Here is a 16,167-nt window from a genome sequence, read left to right as displayed (position 1 = left end):
ACATCCGATGCACGGGTCAACCTCAACTGCTGGCAGTGCGTTAAGAAGGGCGAATTACATCCCACTCCAACTCCTCTCGCCATGAACGATACGCAACTACTCCAGAATTACTCTGACCAGGAAAAAGCCGCTTATCTGAGCGTAATAGCCAGTTTGGCTTCCGCCGACCGGGAAGCATCGGCGGCTGAAATTGAATTTTTGCAGCAGCTGGCCCACCAGGCCGGTCTGAGCGGCGGGGCAACCCAGCAGGTGCTGGCCTCGGCCAAAGATGCCACCAACGAATCAATCAAAAGCAACCTGGACGCGTTGCGCGGCAGCGACCTGCGTTTTTCGCTGGTTACCGACCTGATCAGCTTTGCCCGCGCCGACGGCTCGTACGCCAACGATGAGGAGGCGATGGTAAACAAAATAGCCGCTTATCTCAACATCACGCCCCAGCAAACCCAGGCTCTTAACCAGGTAGTAGACCAAGCTGCCCAGGTGCCGCACGATGCCAACGACCCCGCCAAGCAGGGCTTCTTCAGTGGTATCACCGATAAGCTGGATAGCGTGGGCATTCCGAAAGGTGCCCTAATGGCCGGACTACTCGGCGTAGTAGCCCCCATGGTTATTTCGAAAGTAATGGGCGGCCGTGGCCAAAGCTCCGGCATAGGTGGTGGTATGATGGGTGGGGGTACCATGGGCGGCCTGCTCGGTGGTGCCGCTCAGAGCGGCATGGGAGGCTTACTTGGCGGCCTGCTGGGCGGCGGTTTGCTCAGCAGTGTACTCGGCGGCGGCCAGTCCCGACCAACCGATGCGTACGGCAACTACCCGCAGCAAGGCTCGCACGTGGGCAGCGGCGGTTTAGGCTCATTAATGTCTATTCTGGGCGGCTTGGGCGGACAGCCCAACTCGCAGCCCCGCAGCAACGGCGGCGGCGGGCTGGGTGGCCTGATGAACGGCGGCATGGGCGGTTTGCTGGGCGGCCTGTTGGGTGGCCGGTAAGGTTTCCCGTATTCTGTCTTTTCTGAAAAAGCTGACTACCCCTACGGGTAGTCGGCTTTTTTTGTGGCCGTACCGCCGGAGTTGTGCATCTTGAAGGGTTTTTTATTGGGACAGCTCTGCGCCGCTTTTTATTCTTACTATCTATGAAGTCACTTCTATTACTGCTATGCCTGATTGGGACCGGTAGTGTACAGGCTCAGCAACCTACCAAAATCCGGTTGCCCCTGCGTTCCGTTACGCTGGCTCTGAACCAGGCAGAATTACAGCACCAGGGCACCGTAGCCCTGCCGGCGGGCCGTACGGTGGTAGTGGTGGAGGACGTGGCCGATATGTCAACGGAGAGTATTCAGGTAGAAGCTTCGGACAACGCGGAGCTCATAGCCGTGGAGCGTAGCTACGAGCGCACCGCGCAAAGCACCGTGGTGCGTGACAGTGTCACGCTACTGGCAACCAGGGTGCGGCGGCTGGAAGCCGAGCTGAAAGGTCTGGAGGAGGAAAAAGCCTTCCTGCTGGCCAACCGCACCTTGCCCGCCGGTATGCAGACCGGCTGGAGCGCGGAAATCCAGAGAGGGGCCACGCTGCTGCGGACGCGCCTGCCGGATATTCAGACCCAGACGGAAACCCTCACGGCTCAGCGCGAGCAGCTTAGCCGCCAGCAGGAGCGGCTGCGCACCGGCGCGGGGGCGCGGCCCCAAGTGCGCGTTACGCTGAGCCTGGCCCGCCCGGCTACGGTGCAGCTCACCCTGCGCTACACTGAAAGCCGCAGCAACTGGGAGGCTATGCCGGAAATCAGAGTGCCGGAATCGGGGCGGGAGCTACGGCTGCGTACCCGGGCGGAGGTGTACAACGGCTCGGGCCTGCCCTGGACCAACGTGCAGCTGGCCATCAAAAACGAGGAGGTGGAAAACGACGTAACCCGCCCGGAGCTTACCACGTGGTCGATGAACTTCAAGCGCAGCCTGGGGGGCGAAGGCCGGGTAGATAAGTTTGTGGTGAAGGGCAAGGCCACCGGCAGCGCCGCGGCCCCGGTGGAGCCCAGCAGTGCGTACGTGGTGCCGCAGCCGGTAAGCATTGCCGCCCGGGAAACGTACCAGATTCAGCTACCGGAACAAGTGCTGCCGGCCCGGCCCGAGTACCTGGCCATTCCCAAGCTCTCCGATAAAGTGTACCTGCAAGCCAAAGTAACCGGCTGGGACAAGGTGAACCTGCCTACGCAGGAGATGCTAGCCAGCGTATTTTACCGGGGCTCCTACGTGGGCACCACCGAAATAGACCCGCGCGCCTTCAACGATTCCCTGGAAATCAGCCTTGGCCACGACGACCAGATTCTGGTGAGCCGGACCAAAACGCTGGATTTCAACGGGAAGGCGGGGCTGGGGGGCCAGCAGATTAGCCGCGTAACGTACGAGATTAACCTGCGCAACCGCCACGCCCAGCCCGTGCGGGTACGGGTGCTTGATCAGATTCCGGTGTCGCAGGAAGGCGACCTGCGCGTGAAGCTGGATGAGGCCGGCGGCGCGCAGCTGGATGAGACCAATGGCCGGCTTACCTGGCTGGTGAGCCTGGCACCGGGGGCCAGCCAGCGCCTGCGCTTTACCTTCACGGTAGAATATCCTAAGGATAAAACCGTTGATTTTCAGCGCCCCCGCCGGGTGGCTAACCCGAAGTTCCGATAAGCAGGTATACCCAAAAGAGGCGCTGAACCCGTGGGTTCAGCGCCTCTTTTGGGTATGAAGCCATAGGCGTGGCTAGGCCGGCAACCCGTTCACCTGCACGATGGTGGTGCCGGTACTGGCAAAGGTGCCGCCGGCCTGCTCCACAGCTTCAATAAGGCGGTAGTTCAGTTCCTCTTTCACCTGCAGGTACTCGTCGTAGTTAGTAGTTTCCACGAAGTACTGCACCGTGACTTCCTTCGCCGCCGGGGTCAGGGCCGAGAACTGAATCTGCACCTCTTTGGTCACCAGGGGGTTGTCCTCAATGGCCAGCTTGCCGTCCTGCACGATGCGGTGAAGTTGCTGGCTGGTGGTCGCGTGGCTCAGGGCCAGGGTGAAGTTCACGCGCCGGGCCGTGCGCAAGGACAGGTTGTCCAGCGGCTTGTCGATCATGCTCTTGTTGGGCACCGTCACGTAGCTTTTCTCGGCGGTGCGCAGGCGGGTACTCCGGAAACCCACTTTTTCCACTGTGCCGGTTACCCCACCCACATCCACTAGGTCACCCACGGCGAAGGGCCGGTCGAGGAAAATAGTGAACGAGGCAATCAGGTTTTCCAGGCTTTCCTTGGCGGCGAAGGCCACGGCCAGGCCACCAATGCCCAAGCCGCCAATGAGGGCCGTTACGTTCACGCCGAATACCTTGCTCAGCATGACCAGGAACGTAATGGTGAGCACCAGCACTTTCAGCAAATCCTTAGCAAAGGGAATAAGCTGGTTGCTGAGGCGGGAAGAACTGCTCTCGGAGCGGCGTTGAAATACCAGGACCAGGAAATCGATGATGCGTAGCCATACCCAGCCAATACCCCAGATAACGGCCATCTGAAACAGCCGGAACAACAAGCGCTTGGCCCAGGGCTCGTTGTGCTCCAGCTCGGAGCTGCGCACCGGATAGTCCAGTACCTGAAACGCAAAGTAGGCCGTCACCAAAAAGATAACAATGGACAGTGGCTGAATCAGCAGCGCTTGAAACTGCTGCTCCGATACGCCCTCCGTGCGCTTGCGGATAAACCGAAACACGAGCTTCGACAGGAGCCGGGAAAGCAGCGTTTTGAACGCGTACCCGAACAGCAGAATACCCGCGCACCACAGGTACGCCGCCACATTGTTGCCCAGAAAGCGGTAGTTAAGGATTTCCTGGATGCTCATGAAAGAATGTGAGAAACGTGGTTGAATGTGGTGAATGCGAAAAATGAAAAGTTTTTACCCGAACGGGCACATTCACCATATTCTAGCTATACCAACTGGCGCAAAGCCATTTCAAATGATTTCTGGGCAATGCCAGTGCGGGAGTCGCCCTGGTGGCGGGTGCGCTCCAGCGCCGCCCGGATGATGCGGGACGTATCCTGGAAAATAGCCTGGTCGGTGATTTCAGCGTTGGATTCCATCAGGTAGGCAAACACCCGGGCCATGCCGCAGTTGGCAATAAAATCGGGGATGACGCTGGTGTGCGCATCGGCAAACTCGCCGGTAGGGCCGAAGAAGATTTCCGGATCCTGAAACGGCACGTTGGCCCCGCAGCTAATCACCTCCAAGCCGCCGGCCACCAGCTGCTCTACCTGCTGGCGCGTCACCAGCCGCGAAGCCGCCGCCGGAATAAAAATCTCCGCCCCCGATGACCAGATGCGCTGATTCACCTCGTCGAACGACAGCAAATTGTCGGCCGTGAGGGCGTTGCCTTCGCGGCGCAGAAAGAGCTCCCGGATTTCTTCCAGCGTGAAGCCATCTTCTTTGAGCAGGCCGCCGGCCCGGTCAATGATGCCGGTGATACGCGCACCCTGGCTGGCCAGGTAGTAGGCAGCTGCCGCGCCCACGTTGCCCCAGCCCTGAATGATGGCGCGCTTGCCCTGCACTGCCCGGCCGCCCCACAGCTGGTAGTAATGGCGCACGGCCTCGGCCACGCCGTAGCCGGTAATCAGGTCGGCCACGGTGTATTTGCGGCTGAGGTCGGGGGTAAAGGTGGCATCTTCCAGCACCTTCACCACGCCCTGGCGCAGCTGGCCGAGCTTCTGAATCTTCTGGGGCTCAGTGGCGCGGTAGTGTCCGTTTACGATGCCCTCCTGCGGGTGCCACAGGCCGTAGTCCTCCGTAATCGGAATCACGTCGTGAATTTCGTCCACGTTCAGGTCGCCGCCGGTACCGTAGTAGTTTTTCAGCAGCGGAATAACAGCCTTGTACCAGCGCTCCAGCACGCCGCGCTTGCGCGGGTCCTGGGGGTCGAAGTTGATGCCCGATTTGGCCCCGCCAATAGCCGGGCCCGACACGGTAAACTTCACTTCCATGGTTTTGGCCAGGCTTTCTACCTCGCGCTTATCCAGGCCCTTGCGCATGCGGGTGCCGCCGCCGGCCGCCCCACCGCGCAGGGAGTTAATGACCACCCAGCCCTCCGCTTCGGTTTCGGCGTCTTTCCATTCAAACACGATTTCGGGGCGCTTATTCTCAAACTTGGCTAGCAGGTCTTTCATGAGGAAGTAGTAGATGGGGTGGGGTGGAACTCAGGGGCGCAAAGGTAAGCAGCCCCGGCGGCAACCAACCTGGCCCAGCGCGAACAGCTACTAAATACGGCCAGAGCAAATCCGGTATAAATCAACTCAAACTGGACCTGGAACCGGGAGCGACGCAGCCTTACCCGGCAGAAATTGTCTGTTCTGGGTGCATAGGCGTAAAAAGGGCGTACGGATCCAATTTTGCCGCTTTTATAATTTTTTTTTGCCCCTGGTACACTGGGAGGAACTTTGCGGGGTTGAAATATCGTATTACGCATATTCCTGCATATCCACTCACTGGTACCACCACCGTTGTAACGATATATGAAACCTTTGCTTTCCCGAGTAGAATCCAAAAAAGTAGATAAGGCCGCCGCTATGCTGAAAGTGCTGGCCCACCCCAAACGGTTGGCCATCGTGGACCTGCTGGGCAAGGAGGAGAAAATGACCGTCACGGAAATTTACCGTTCCTTGGATTTGCCTCAGGCCATTGCTTCCCAACATCTTATCACCTTGAAAGACCGGGGTATCCTGTCGTCATTCAAAGTGGGCACCAAAATCTACTACTCCCTCTCCATTCCCAAGCTGCTCGACGTCATCGACTCCTTGGAGGACTGCTGCGACACGATTTAAGTGGTCATTGCGAGCGAAGCGAAGCAATCTTTTCTTCGCGAAGAGCTAAGCCCCGATTTATCCAAAAGCCCCTGACGTTAGCACAAACGTCAGGGGCTTTCAGTTTACTCTAGGTTCGGCACTCGAGAAAGGAAGGATTGCTTCGCTCTGCTCGCAATGACAGTGGATTAGGCCACGTTGGGCTGGCGCTCCAGGTCGAACAGATCGGTGAGTACGTCGATGAGCTGGTCGGCCTCGCCACGCTTGCAGGCGGCTTTCAGCTGTAGCACGGGCTGCTTGAGGATTTTCTGCATCAGGGAGCGGGTGATGTCGTCCATGCGCTTGGTTTCCTCGGGGGTCATTTTCTTCTGGTAGCGGTCCATTTCCTCCAACCGAATCTGCTCCAGGGCATTCTTCAGCTTCTGAATAGTGGGCGACACCAGCATTTCCTTGCTCCAGTCCTGCAAACCGAGGATGCTTTCCTCAATAATGGCCCGCACCTGCGGTACGGCGGCTAGGCGGCGCTCCAAGGCGGCCGAAGCCTTGCTCTGGATGGCATCAATGTTATACACCAGCACGCCGGGCACCTGCTCCACATCGGTAGCAATGCTGCGGGGCACGGAAAGGTCAACGAAGAACTTATAGCTCAGCACCTCCAGGCGCTCCACCATGTCGCGGGTGAAGAACGGGTCCTGGCGGGAAATGCTGCTGATAATCACGTCGGCCTCCTTCATACCCTGCACCAGATTCTCGAAATTCAGCACCTGCAGGCCGCATTCCTGGGCCAACTCGTCGGCTTTGGAGCGGGTGCGGTTGCAGATGGTGACATCAGTGAACACCTTGCTGTCGCCGAGGTGGCGGCAAACATCGGCCCCGATTTCACCCAAGCCCACTACCAGCACGCGGGGGTTAGCCACGTCGGCCGTCAGCTCCTCTACCAGCTCCAGGGCGGCGTAGGAAGTGGAGGCGGCCCCGTCGCGGAAGGAGGTTTCCTGCTGCACGCGCTTGTTGGTGAAGAACACCGTATGCAGCAGCCGGTGCAGGAAGGGACCGGCGGCGTCCTCATCCGCCGACCACTGGTAGGCCTGCTTTACCTGATTGCTGATTTGCAGGTCGCCAACAACCTGGGCGTCAAGGCCCATGGCCACTTCAAACAGGTGGCGCACGGCCTCCTGCTGTTCGTTCAGGACATCAAAGTAGGGAAAGTACTCCGTTACCTCAGGCAGGTTTTTCAGCTGACCGAGGGCTTCGATAATGGCCGGGCTCTGGTCCCGCTCCGCCGAATAATATACTTCGGTACGATTACAGGTGCTGAGCACCAGCAGGTCGGTCAGGCCAAGCTCGTGGTGCAGGGTGTGCAGGAAACGCCGGCAGGCAGCCTCATCCAACGCAATCAGCTCCCGAATTTCAAGGGGAGCTTTTTTGAAAGACAGACTTAGAGCCTTGAAAGGTTGAAGCATAGCAGTTGCTAGTGCGGAAATCAGGGGGCAAAAATACGTTACAAATTGCTAGGTAAAAACAGTTGGAACGTGCTTGGGGTTCGGAGGTAGCCGAAATTGGGACAGAAACCGGGTTTAAACCGGCTAATACACGATTATTCCGGCTGAAACTGACGAAAATCATTCGGCCGGCGTTGCTGGCCCGGTCCTGGCGGAGGCCGGAAACGTATCTTCGCCGGGGCGGCGGCCGTATCCGGCCCTGCTGACTTCCGAATTTTTGTGCCCGTGCTGCCCATTCCCATCTACGACCAAAAGTCCCGCATCAAGCTCGTTATTGTGGCCGTGGCCCTGCTGATTGGGGCGGCCACCGTTATCTACACCAACGTGCTGGTACAGCGCCTCTCGGAGCGGGAACAGGAGCAGATTGACCTGTACGCCAAAACCCAGCGCTACATCATCAACACCGAGGAAACCTCCAATCTGTCGTTTCTGATGGATGAGATTATCGGGGCCAACACTACTATTCCGGTAATTGTGACGGATGGGGAGGGCAATATTGTGGATGCCCGCAACGTGAACGTGCCCAAAGGCGCATCGGAGCAGGCTTCCAACAAGTTGTTGCGCCAGGAAATTGAGCTGATGAAGGAGCAGCACCCGCCCATCATTATCGAAATCGGGGCCGGGCTGCGCAACTACATCTATTATAAGGAGTCGGATTTGCTTACGCAGCTGCGGCTGTACCCGTTGGTGCAGCTGGCCATTATCGGGTGCCTGGGGGTTATTGCTTACTTCGCTTTCAGCTACTCGCGCCGGGCCGAGCAGAACCGCGTGTGGGTGGGCCTGGCCAAGGAAACGGCCCACCAGCTAGGTACGCCGCTCAGCAGCCTGGTGGGCTGGCAGGCCTACCTGCGGGAGTCGGAGCGGTTCCGGGACGAGCCCATTGTGGAGGAGCTGGGCAAGGACATCCGGCGGCTGGAAATCATTACCGAGCGGTTCAGCAACATTGGTTCGGTGCCGGTGCTCAAGGACGAAAATATCCTGCGGGTAACCCAGAATGCCATTGCCTACCTGCAAAGCCGGGTTTCCCGGAAAGTAACCTTCGAGGTGAAAACCGACCTGCCCACCGATACGCCCGCCCAGGTGAACATTCCGCTGTTCGACTGGGTGATTGAAAACATCTGCAAAAACGCGGTGGACGCCATGGATGGCAAGGGCAGCATTACCATTCACCTGCGCCGCCCCATCCGCAACAAGTCCCAGATTGCCATTGATATAACGGATACCGGCAAGGGCATTTCCAAGAGCAAAATGGAGCGGGTGTTTCAGCCGGGCTTCACCACCAAAAAGCGGGGCTGGGGCCTGGGGCTGGCCCTGGCCAAGCGCATCATCGAGAATTACCACAAGGGTAAACTGTTCGTGAAATGGAGCGAAGTAGGCCGCGGTACCACCTTCCGGGTGATTCTGAACGGGTAGCGCGCCGTTTCGCGCTACTTGCCGCGGTTAGTCAGCTCTACGTAGCTGTTGCCCTGCACGGGGCGGCCGTGGTGGGTGCCTTCTACCCGGCACATGCCTTCCCAGTAGTGCATCTTGATGCCGGCAAATAGTTTGAGCGTGAGCTCCTGGTCGGCTACCAGCGGAGTGATGGTGAGGTCGTACTCCTGGCTGGGGATGCGCAGGCGCCACTTGCTGGGGTAGCGCAGTTTAGAATGCGGGCTGGTCCAATAGTCGAGAACTTCGAGCTGGAAATCCTGGGCTTTGAGGTCTACGTTCTGGGTGGGGGCGCTGTAGGTGCCGCCGCTCACGCTCCGGTCGGAGTTTCGGTCGAACAGTAGATACGTCATGATATCGTGGCGGGTGGGCGCTGCGGCGCCGGGTTCGGGTTCGTTCAGCTGCAAGGAAAACCAGTCCCAGCCGATGCCTTTGTTGGTGACGCTGTTGCAGTTCCATTGCCGGTCGTACCATAACTCACCTTCCACCTCGTGCACCTGGCCGTTCACTTCCAGCGTGCCGGAAGCTGTGAGGCGGGGGTAGCTGTAATAGCCGGCTTTGGCCACGTCGCCGTAGTTTTCGTAGCCGGTGCTGCTGTGCAGCAGCACCGGCTTGGCGGGGGTGGTACGCAGGTCGAGGGCGTGGCCCTGGTGGGCGGCCATGCGGCCCTGTAAGTGGTAGCGACCTTCCTGCCCGTCCAGGGTCCAGGTTTGATCATTCTTCTTGGTCTGCAGGCTGATGGGTAGCTGGGGTTCCAGCAATTGCGGCAGGCGCTCCACCTTATAGTCGTAGTGGAACTGCCGGGCTTGCGGATCGGTGAGGGCGAAGTTGACCATCTGCCAATCCCGCTTGCCGTTCAGGTTGAAATGGAAAAACACGTACTCCACCCCGAACTGCTCACCAGTTTTCACGTCGCGCAGGTGGCCGGTGAAGTACCACCACTCCAGGGAATTCTGCTTGTGCACGGCTTCCTCCTGCGGCAGCTGGGCCCGCTCCGTGAACACGTCGTACTTGTTGGTCGGCTTCAGCGCGCAGCCCGCCGCCGCAAACAGCAAAAAGATAGCCAGCAGGTAGTTCTTCATACTGCCGGAATAAGCCGTTTTAAGGCCGAAAGGTTTATTCCTTGTCAAACCTTTCGGCCCTAGCGCGGCAGCACCGGGCGCACCCCCAGCAGCGCCAGACCCAGCCCGAATACCGCTACCACGCTCAGCAGCAGCTTCAGCAAGCCGCGTTGGGCGGTGGCCAGTTCGGGTTGGCTGGTAAAGGAATGCTGGGGCTCCCGGGCAAAATCATCGTGGGTGAAGGCGACTTTGCGGAACAGGAACGGGTAGTAGAAGGCCCGCAGCGCATCGTGGTAGCGGGTGACGCTGCGCTGGAACGCGAGGTGAGTGGGCAGGTCGGAGCCGGCCAGGGCGTTGAAGCTGGTTTGGGCGTTGATGGCCGGGGACAACAGGTTAAAGCTTTCGGCCAGGTTGTGGCGCGCCTGCAAACCGGTGGCGTAGGCGGCCGCCTGCGGGGCCACGGCCAGGTCGCCGAGGTGCTGGAAGGCGTAGTACCAGCGCCACACAAACCGCTCCCGGATGGTGGCCGTGTCGCGGAACTGCGGGTAGAGGGCGAAAAAGCGGCTCATGGTTTCCATTTTAGGCCGGTCCCAGCCCCCGTGGATTTCCTCGCGCTGCCTGATGGTCAGCTCGATGCCCTGGGGCAACGGACGGGCCGCGGCTACGCCCAGGCTCAGCAGGCTGGGCACCAGCACCACCACCAAAAGCCACACGCCCAGCAAGGCCACGGCATTCACCGCCGAAGTGCGCTGCAAAGCCGTGACCACCAGCACCACCCCAAACCAAAACAAACAATACAGGGTGCTCAGCGCCAGCCAGCTCAGCACGCGGCCATCCGGCGGTACCCCGGCCCACACCATCCCCACCCCCGACAGCAGCCCCACCAGCCCGAACACCAGGGCCATCCGAAAGGCGAGCTTGGCCCCGATAACCGTGGCCGGCCGGATGGGCTGGGCCAGTAGCAGGGGCAAAATGCCTTCTTCCCGCTCACTGGACAGCAAGTTGAAGCTCAGGGCAATGATGAGCAGCGGCAGCAAATACACCAGCACAAAGGCTAGGTCGAAGTTGCCGCTGAGCAGCTTCAGGGGGTTGGTATTATCGGTGGCGTAGAGCTGGTTTTGCAGGCCCAGCAGGCGCAGCTTCACGTAGCTGGGGTTCACGTCGCGCAAGCCCAGGGAGAGGGCCGCCCACGCATCGGGGTGGTGGACGGCGAAGGTGGAGTGAAAATAGCCGATGTCGCCGGCGTCGGCCGGGCCGGGAAACTTCTCCTTCATTTCCGCCACGTTGCGGCGGGTCAGCTCGGGCAGCGCGGCCAGCTGCTGGCGCTGCCGGGCAATTTCGGTGGTGCCGTAGTAGATGCCGTAGAGGCCGGTGGCCAGCAGCAACCCACAGAGCAATACCAGCCCTTTAGCGGCCCGGAAGTGACGCCACTCGGCGGCAAACAGTATCGAGAATACGCGCATCAGCTCAGGAAACAGACGTGTTAGAAATCAGCCGCAGCCCCAGCCAGCACAACCCCACGGCCCACAGCAGCAGCGCCGCCACCGGCAGTAACAGGCGCGGCAGCGCCCAGCCCAGCGGCGGGGCCTGATAAGAAAATACCGGCAGCTTCCGCCAGGTGCTGGCATCCAGGCGCCGCTCTTTGTCGCCGTAGCCCATGCTGGCCTGCAGGCCGTTCAGGCGTTGCACCAGCCCGTAGCGGTAGGCCTCGGCGGCCTGCTGGAAGTGCACGTAGTGGGCAAAATCAGAGCCGGCCAGTCCCATTGACAGCGGCCGGATGGCCTGGTAGGGATTCAGCAAGCCGGCCCACTCCGACAGGCGGTTCTGCTGCTCGTAGGTGGCATTCAGCGCGGCAAAATGCCGCTGATACACTTTGGCCGAATACTCCTCCCCGGCCGCCATCTGCACCCCGGCCAGACTCACCGGCAGCTTTTCTTCGGAGTCAACCCCGTACTTTTTCAACAGGTCGGCTTTCAGAGCTGCGGCGCGCTGGTCGTGCGGGTCGTGGCCGTTGATGCCGTGCTGGGCCTCGTCGTGCACCTCGGCGTCTAGCTGGGCTTTGGTGATGGTGGGGTAGAGTGTGGTGCCCAGGTTGGCCGTGGCTTTGGGCAAGATGATGCAGCCCAGAATCCAGAGGCCCAGCAGCGTAACCAGGGCCGCGCGGGAGCTGGCCTGCCAGGCCGATACCACCACCGCGCCCACTACAAACAGGAAAAAGTACACCGCGTAGCTCACTACGAACAGTACCAGCCGGACTGCCAGATCAAGGCCGCCGGCAAACTCCTCACCCGTAAACAGCAACGCCGCCGCTAGGGCCAGGGCCGGTGCTACCACCAGCGCCACGGCCTGGCTATACCCTCGAATCTTGCCCCAGGCTACCTGCCGCAGCGTGAGGCCCTGGCTGAGCAGCAGCTTGAGCGTACCCGTGGCGCGCTCCTCCGAGAAGGCCCCGAAGCACAGGAAAATGATGAGCAGCGGGACCAGCAGCTGCAGCACGAAGGCTACGGTCATCTCCCCGAACCGGATAAGGGAGCCGGCCTGCTGGGCCTGGCTGAAGTTGATGCTGTTCTGCTGGTGGGCTTCCAGGTACACGGCGCTGCCCGTAAACGAGTCCACGCCGCCGTCCAGCAAGCTCAGCCCCGATTTCGGCCGGAACGCAAACGAGCCGTAGTGGGCCACGCGGTGCGGGTGCCGGGCCGGCTGGTTCCGAAACTTGTCGTTGACGGTTTGCTGGGCCAGTTGCCGCTCCTGCTGCAGGGTGCGGAACGAGGCCCGGCCCACCAGCGTGGCGGCCAGCAACAGTAGTAGTACCAGGCCGCTGAGCACCGCAAAACGCCGGTCGCGCAGGGTGCTGATAAATTCTTTTCGGGCAATGCTCCGGATCATCGGCTAGTGCATGTAGGTGAGGTAGAGCTGCTCCAGTTCCTGGGCGTTGAGGGCGGCAGTGGGGCGCACGTCCACCAGCTCGCCCTCGCGCATGATGCCCACGCGGGTGCCCACTTCCTTGGCCCGGAAGATGTCGTGGGTGGCCATAAGCACGGCCGTGCCCTGCCCGCTGAGCCGCCGCAGCAGCTCCGAAAACTCGTTGCTGGCCTTGGGGTCGAGGCCGGAGGTGGGCTCATCGAGCAGCAGCACCGTGGCGTGCTTGGCCACCGCAATGGCAATACCCACTTTCTGGCGCATGCCCTTGGAGTAGGTGCCCACCCGTCGCCGCACGGCCTCCGCCGGCAACCCGGCGTCGGTGAGGTAAGCCAGCAGCTCGCCTTCCGGGTATTTGAAGCCCGCCAAGCTGCTGAACAGCGCCAGGTTTTCCAGCCCCGACAAGTGCGGGTAGAGCAGTACGTTTTCCGGAATGTAGGCCAGGTGCTTCTTGATTTCGAGCGGATTGGCGGCCACTTCCAGCCCGTTCACGAAGGCTGCGCCCGAGGTAGGCGCCACTAAGCCCAGAAACAGGTTGATGGTGGTGCTCTTGCCGGCCCCGTTCTGGCCCAGCAAACAGAAAATTTCGCCCGGCGCAATCTGCAGATTCAGCCCGCGCAGGGCCAGCTTATCGGCGTACTGCTTGCGTAGCTCCCGGGCTTCGAGAAGGTAGGTCATGTAGTTAGGGTAGGAGGGTAAGAGGGTGGGCGGGTAAGCGGGTATGGGGGTAGGAAGGGAAGGCGGCTTCTTTTCACCCTCCTACCCCCATACCCGCTTACCCGCCCACCTTACTCAAAACGTGTAGCCCAGCGTGGCCATGAAGTTGCGGGGGGTACCGGGGCTGGCCCGGAAGTAGTCGTAGCCGCCCACGAAGTAGTAGGTGTTCAGCACGTTGTTCAGGTTCACGTGGAAGTTGAAGCGGTTGACGGTGTAGAACAGAGCCACATCGGCCACGGCGTAGCCGGGCCAGTAGGCCCACTCGTCGGGGCCGCCGTCCAGGGGCTTCACCTGGTTTTCGAAGCGGCGGCGCGTTACGAAGTTGCCGCCCACGGCCACGCCCAGGCCGCGCAGCGTCGGTGAGAGGAAGGTGTATTTGGCCCACAGGCCGCCGGAGTTGCGGGGCGCGTTGGCCAGGGGCTGGCCCAGTTCGGCCGCGAGGTCGGCTTTGGTTACCGCGGTGTGGTTGAAGGCGTAGCTGGAATTCAGGCTGAAATTGGGCAGGATGTTGCCCGTCAGCTCCACCTCCACCCCGCGCGAGCGGGCCTGGTTCTGGCGGTAAATGGCGGCCCCCTCGGCCGTGAGCGAGCCGGTATTCACCAGCTGGTTGCGGCGCTCAATCTGGTAAACGGCCACGGTGGCAAACAGCGCCTTCCGGAAAAACTCGCCTTTCAGGCCGGTTTCCAGCTGGTAGCTGGTCTCGGGGCTGAAAGGCTCCGAGCGGCCGTAGCGCTGCGGAAAGCGGATCAGCTCGGGCCGCAGCGGTCGGAAGCCTGCACTGTAGCTGGCAAAGTAGTTCAGGTTGCGGCGCAGGGAGTAGGTGAGGCCCGCCCGGGGCAGAAACCTGGTCTGCGGAATGTTCGTCGAGCCGTCGCCGTAGTCCCGCTCATCGGCAAACAGCTCGTAGCGCGCCCCCAGCAGCAGGCCCAGGCGGGGCGTCAGCTCCAGCTGGTCCTGCACGTACAGGCCGGTGGTGTGGTACACGGCGTTGAGGTAGTCAAGGAAAAACGCCGGGGTGGGTCGGCGCACGTAGGTGCTCGGGTCGCGAATTTCGTAGGTCGGGTTGTTCAGGTCGAACTGCAATGGCACCACCCGCTGGCTGACTACGCCGTTGCTCACGCTGGTTACCACCCGCTGCCGCGCCTCAAACATGGCGCTTTCCTTATCGGTGTGGAAGCGGATGTAGTCGGCCCCCGCTACCACTTTGTGGGCCACCGGACCGGTGCTGCGGTTCAGCACAAAGTAGGCCGACAGGTTCTTGGTGTACTCTTCCACGCGGCGGTCAAAGTAGCGCAGGTTCATCACCGAGTTGGTGGGCTTGGTGGGGTCGGAGTTGTCGTAGGAGTTGAGGGTGCGGTGCTCGCTCAGGTTTTCGTTGAAGGTGAAATCCAGGTAGGACGCGTTGAACGAGAGCCATTCGGTGAAGCGGTGGTTGAGCGAGGCGTTGAGGTAATAGTTTTTCGTGCGGAAATAGTCGCTCGGCTGGCTCAGCGTGAAGGAGCGGGGCACCCCGTACAGGTTGTTGCTCTTGATGGGCAGGCCCCGGTCCAGGAAGCCGTCGATGGCCGTGTACACCAGTTCCGCGTTGAGCGTAGTTTTATCCGATACCAGAAACGTGACGGTGGGGGCCAGCATCAGGGAGCGGGTATCGTTCACGTCGCGGAACGTGTTGCTCTTCTCGTAGCCGGCATTAAAGCGGTAGAGCACGTTTTTCTGCTCCGTGAGCGGACCGGTAAAGTCGGCGGTGGCGCGGGTGGTGTTGAAGCTGCCCGTGGAAAACGTGAGGGCCTTGCGGTCGGTTTGCAGGGGCTTTTTGGTTACCATGTTGATGGTGCCGCCGGGGTTGATGTCGCCGAACAGGGCCGCGCCGGGCCCTTTTAGCACCTCCACCCGCTCCAGGTTCACCGTGAGCGGAGCCTGGGTGAATGCGTTACCGTAGCTGAAGCCCGAGCGCAACCCATTCAGCAGCCGGAAGCCGCTCTCGTAGCCGTTGCGAAACCCCCGAATCGTGAAGTCATCGTAGTGCGAGTACTGCGCTACACCGGCCACGTTTTTCACCGTTTCGGTGAGGCGCAGCGCCTGGCGGTCCTCCATCAGCTCCTTGGTCACCGTCGAAATCGACTGCGGCACGTCAAGGAGCTCAGTGGCCGTACGCGTGCCCACAAAGCTGTAGTCGCTCTTGTAGGTTTTCTCGTTGCGGCCCAGCACCTCCACTTCCTGCAGGGCCGTGGTAGTAGGGTGCAGGGTGAAATCCACCGTCAGCGCGGGTGTTTCAGTGGTCAGCACCACCGTGCGGCGCTGCTCCTGGTAGCTCAGGCTGCGGGTGATGAGCGTGTATTCGCCTAATGGCAGCGTGAGGGCAAAGTGGCCGTCGGCTCCGGTCAAGGCGGAGAAGCGGCCGGTGGTTTCCACCACCGAAATGCCTTCCAGCCCGTGCCCGTTCGGCCCGGTTACGTGCCCGTCAAGGTGGCCCGTGAAAGATTGTGCCGCTCCCAGCAAAGGCCAGAGCAGCAGCAGACAGAATAGAATTCGTTGCATGAAAAAATGCGCGTACCCAGGCCCGGGGCCACAAAGCCGCCGGGTGGGTTGAAGTCAGGAAAATGAGAGGAGATGCGCCCCAGCAGGCGGCTAAGCGCGGGCTCGTAACGGCGCAATGGCCGGTAATTCACTCTGCGCAATTAGCAGAGTGACAGGTCGTAAGCGGCTACGCCTGGCATGGTGGGTACCAGCTACCCGGAACGATAAGCTGCGC

At 60.8% G+C, this 16,167-nt stretch carries 12 protein-coding genes; 4 read left to right on the top strand and 8 right to left on the bottom strand.

The window, feature by feature from the left end:
- Positions 1–81: 81 nt before the first annotated feature.
- Positions 82–984: a TerB family tellurite resistance protein gene (locus tag ACN19L_RS11665; protein WP_426489684.1), complete on the top strand. Its 903-nt coding sequence runs from the start codon at positions 82–84 to the stop codon at positions 982–984.
- 143 nt (positions 985–1,127) lie between these two features.
- Positions 1,128–2,660, top strand: coding sequence for a DUF4139 domain-containing protein (locus tag ACN19L_RS11660; RefSeq protein ID WP_426489683.1), 1,533 nt, complete (start codon positions 1,128–1,130; stop codon positions 2,658–2,660).
- Between the two features lie 72 nt (positions 2,661–2,732).
- Here ACN19L_RS11660 and ACN19L_RS11655 read toward each other — a convergent pair whose 3' ends face one another.
- The gene (locus tag ACN19L_RS11655; RefSeq protein WP_426489682.1) at positions 2,733–3,842 is read right to left on the bottom strand and encodes a mechanosensitive ion channel family protein; all 1,110 of its coding nucleotides are present in this window, start codon (positions 3,840–3,842) and stop codon (positions 2,733–2,735) included.
- 86 nt (positions 3,843–3,928) lie between these two features.
- Entirely contained in the window at positions 3,929–5,158 is a 1,230-nt protein-coding gene (locus tag ACN19L_RS11650) for a Glu/Leu/Phe/Val dehydrogenase dimerization domain-containing protein (protein ID WP_426489681.1), read from the bottom strand.
- Positions 5,159–5,503: 345 nt separating this feature from the next.
- Between ACN19L_RS11650 and ACN19L_RS11645 the strand changes: the two genes are divergently transcribed.
- Positions 5,504–5,812: an ArsR/SmtB family transcription factor gene (locus ACN19L_RS11645; RefSeq protein WP_125420772.1), complete on the top strand. Its 309-nt coding sequence runs from the start codon at positions 5,504–5,506 to the stop codon at positions 5,810–5,812.
- A gap of 167 nt (positions 5,813–5,979) precedes the next feature.
- On the opposite strand, the gene hemA is transcribed toward ACN19L_RS11645, so the two are convergent.
- The gene (gene hemA / locus ACN19L_RS11640; RefSeq protein ID WP_426489680.1) at positions 5,980–7,251 is read right to left on the bottom strand and encodes a glutamyl-tRNA reductase; all 1,272 of its coding nucleotides are present in this window, start codon (positions 7,249–7,251) and stop codon (positions 5,980–5,982) included.
- A gap of 264 nt (positions 7,252–7,515) precedes the next feature.
- Here hemA and ACN19L_RS11635 point away from each other — a divergent pair, with 264 nt between their 5' ends.
- Positions 7,516–8,703 carry an ATP-binding protein gene (locus ACN19L_RS11635; protein ID WP_426489679.1) on the top strand — a complete coding sequence of 396 codons (1,188 nt, stop codon included), beginning with the start codon at positions 7,516–7,518 and terminating at the stop codon, positions 8,701–8,703.
- Between the two features lie 14 nt (positions 8,704–8,717).
- On the opposite strand, the gene ACN19L_RS11630 is transcribed toward ACN19L_RS11635, so the two are convergent.
- From ACN19L_RS11630 to ACN19L_RS11610, 5 genes are all read right to left on the bottom strand, one after another.
- Positions 8,718–9,800, bottom strand: a complete 1,083-nt coding sequence (locus tag ACN19L_RS11630) for a lipocalin-like domain-containing protein (RefSeq protein ID WP_426489678.1) — start codon at positions 9,798–9,800, stop codon at positions 8,718–8,720.
- 59 nt (positions 9,801–9,859) lie between these two features.
- Entirely contained in the window at positions 9,860–11,242 is a 1,383-nt protein-coding gene (locus ACN19L_RS11625) for an ABC transporter permease (protein ID WP_426489677.1), read from the bottom strand.
- 4 nt (positions 11,243–11,246) lie between these two features.
- Positions 11,247–12,665 carry an ABC transporter permease gene (locus ACN19L_RS11620; RefSeq protein ID WP_426489676.1) on the bottom strand — a complete coding sequence of 473 codons (1,419 nt, stop codon included), beginning with the start codon at positions 12,663–12,665 and terminating at the stop codon, positions 11,247–11,249.
- Positions 12,666–12,668: 3 nt separating this feature from the next.
- Complete coding sequence (locus tag ACN19L_RS11615; protein WP_426489675.1) at positions 12,669–13,376, bottom strand: ABC transporter ATP-binding protein; 708 nt, start codon at positions 13,374–13,376, stop codon at positions 12,669–12,671.
- 114 nt (positions 13,377–13,490) lie between these two features.
- Positions 13,491–15,953, bottom strand: coding sequence for a TonB-dependent siderophore receptor (locus tag ACN19L_RS11610; protein ID WP_426489674.1), 2,463 nt, complete (start codon positions 15,951–15,953; stop codon positions 13,491–13,493).
- Positions 15,954–16,167 lie beyond the last annotated feature (214 nt).

The sequence above is a fragment of the Hymenobacter sp. 102 genome (assembly GCF_049949205.1).
GTDB lineage: Bacteria > Bacteroidota > Bacteroidia > Cytophagales > Hymenobacteraceae > Hymenobacter.
Note: the sequence above shows the minus strand (reverse complement) of the source record. Positions and strands in the feature narration are given on the sequence as shown.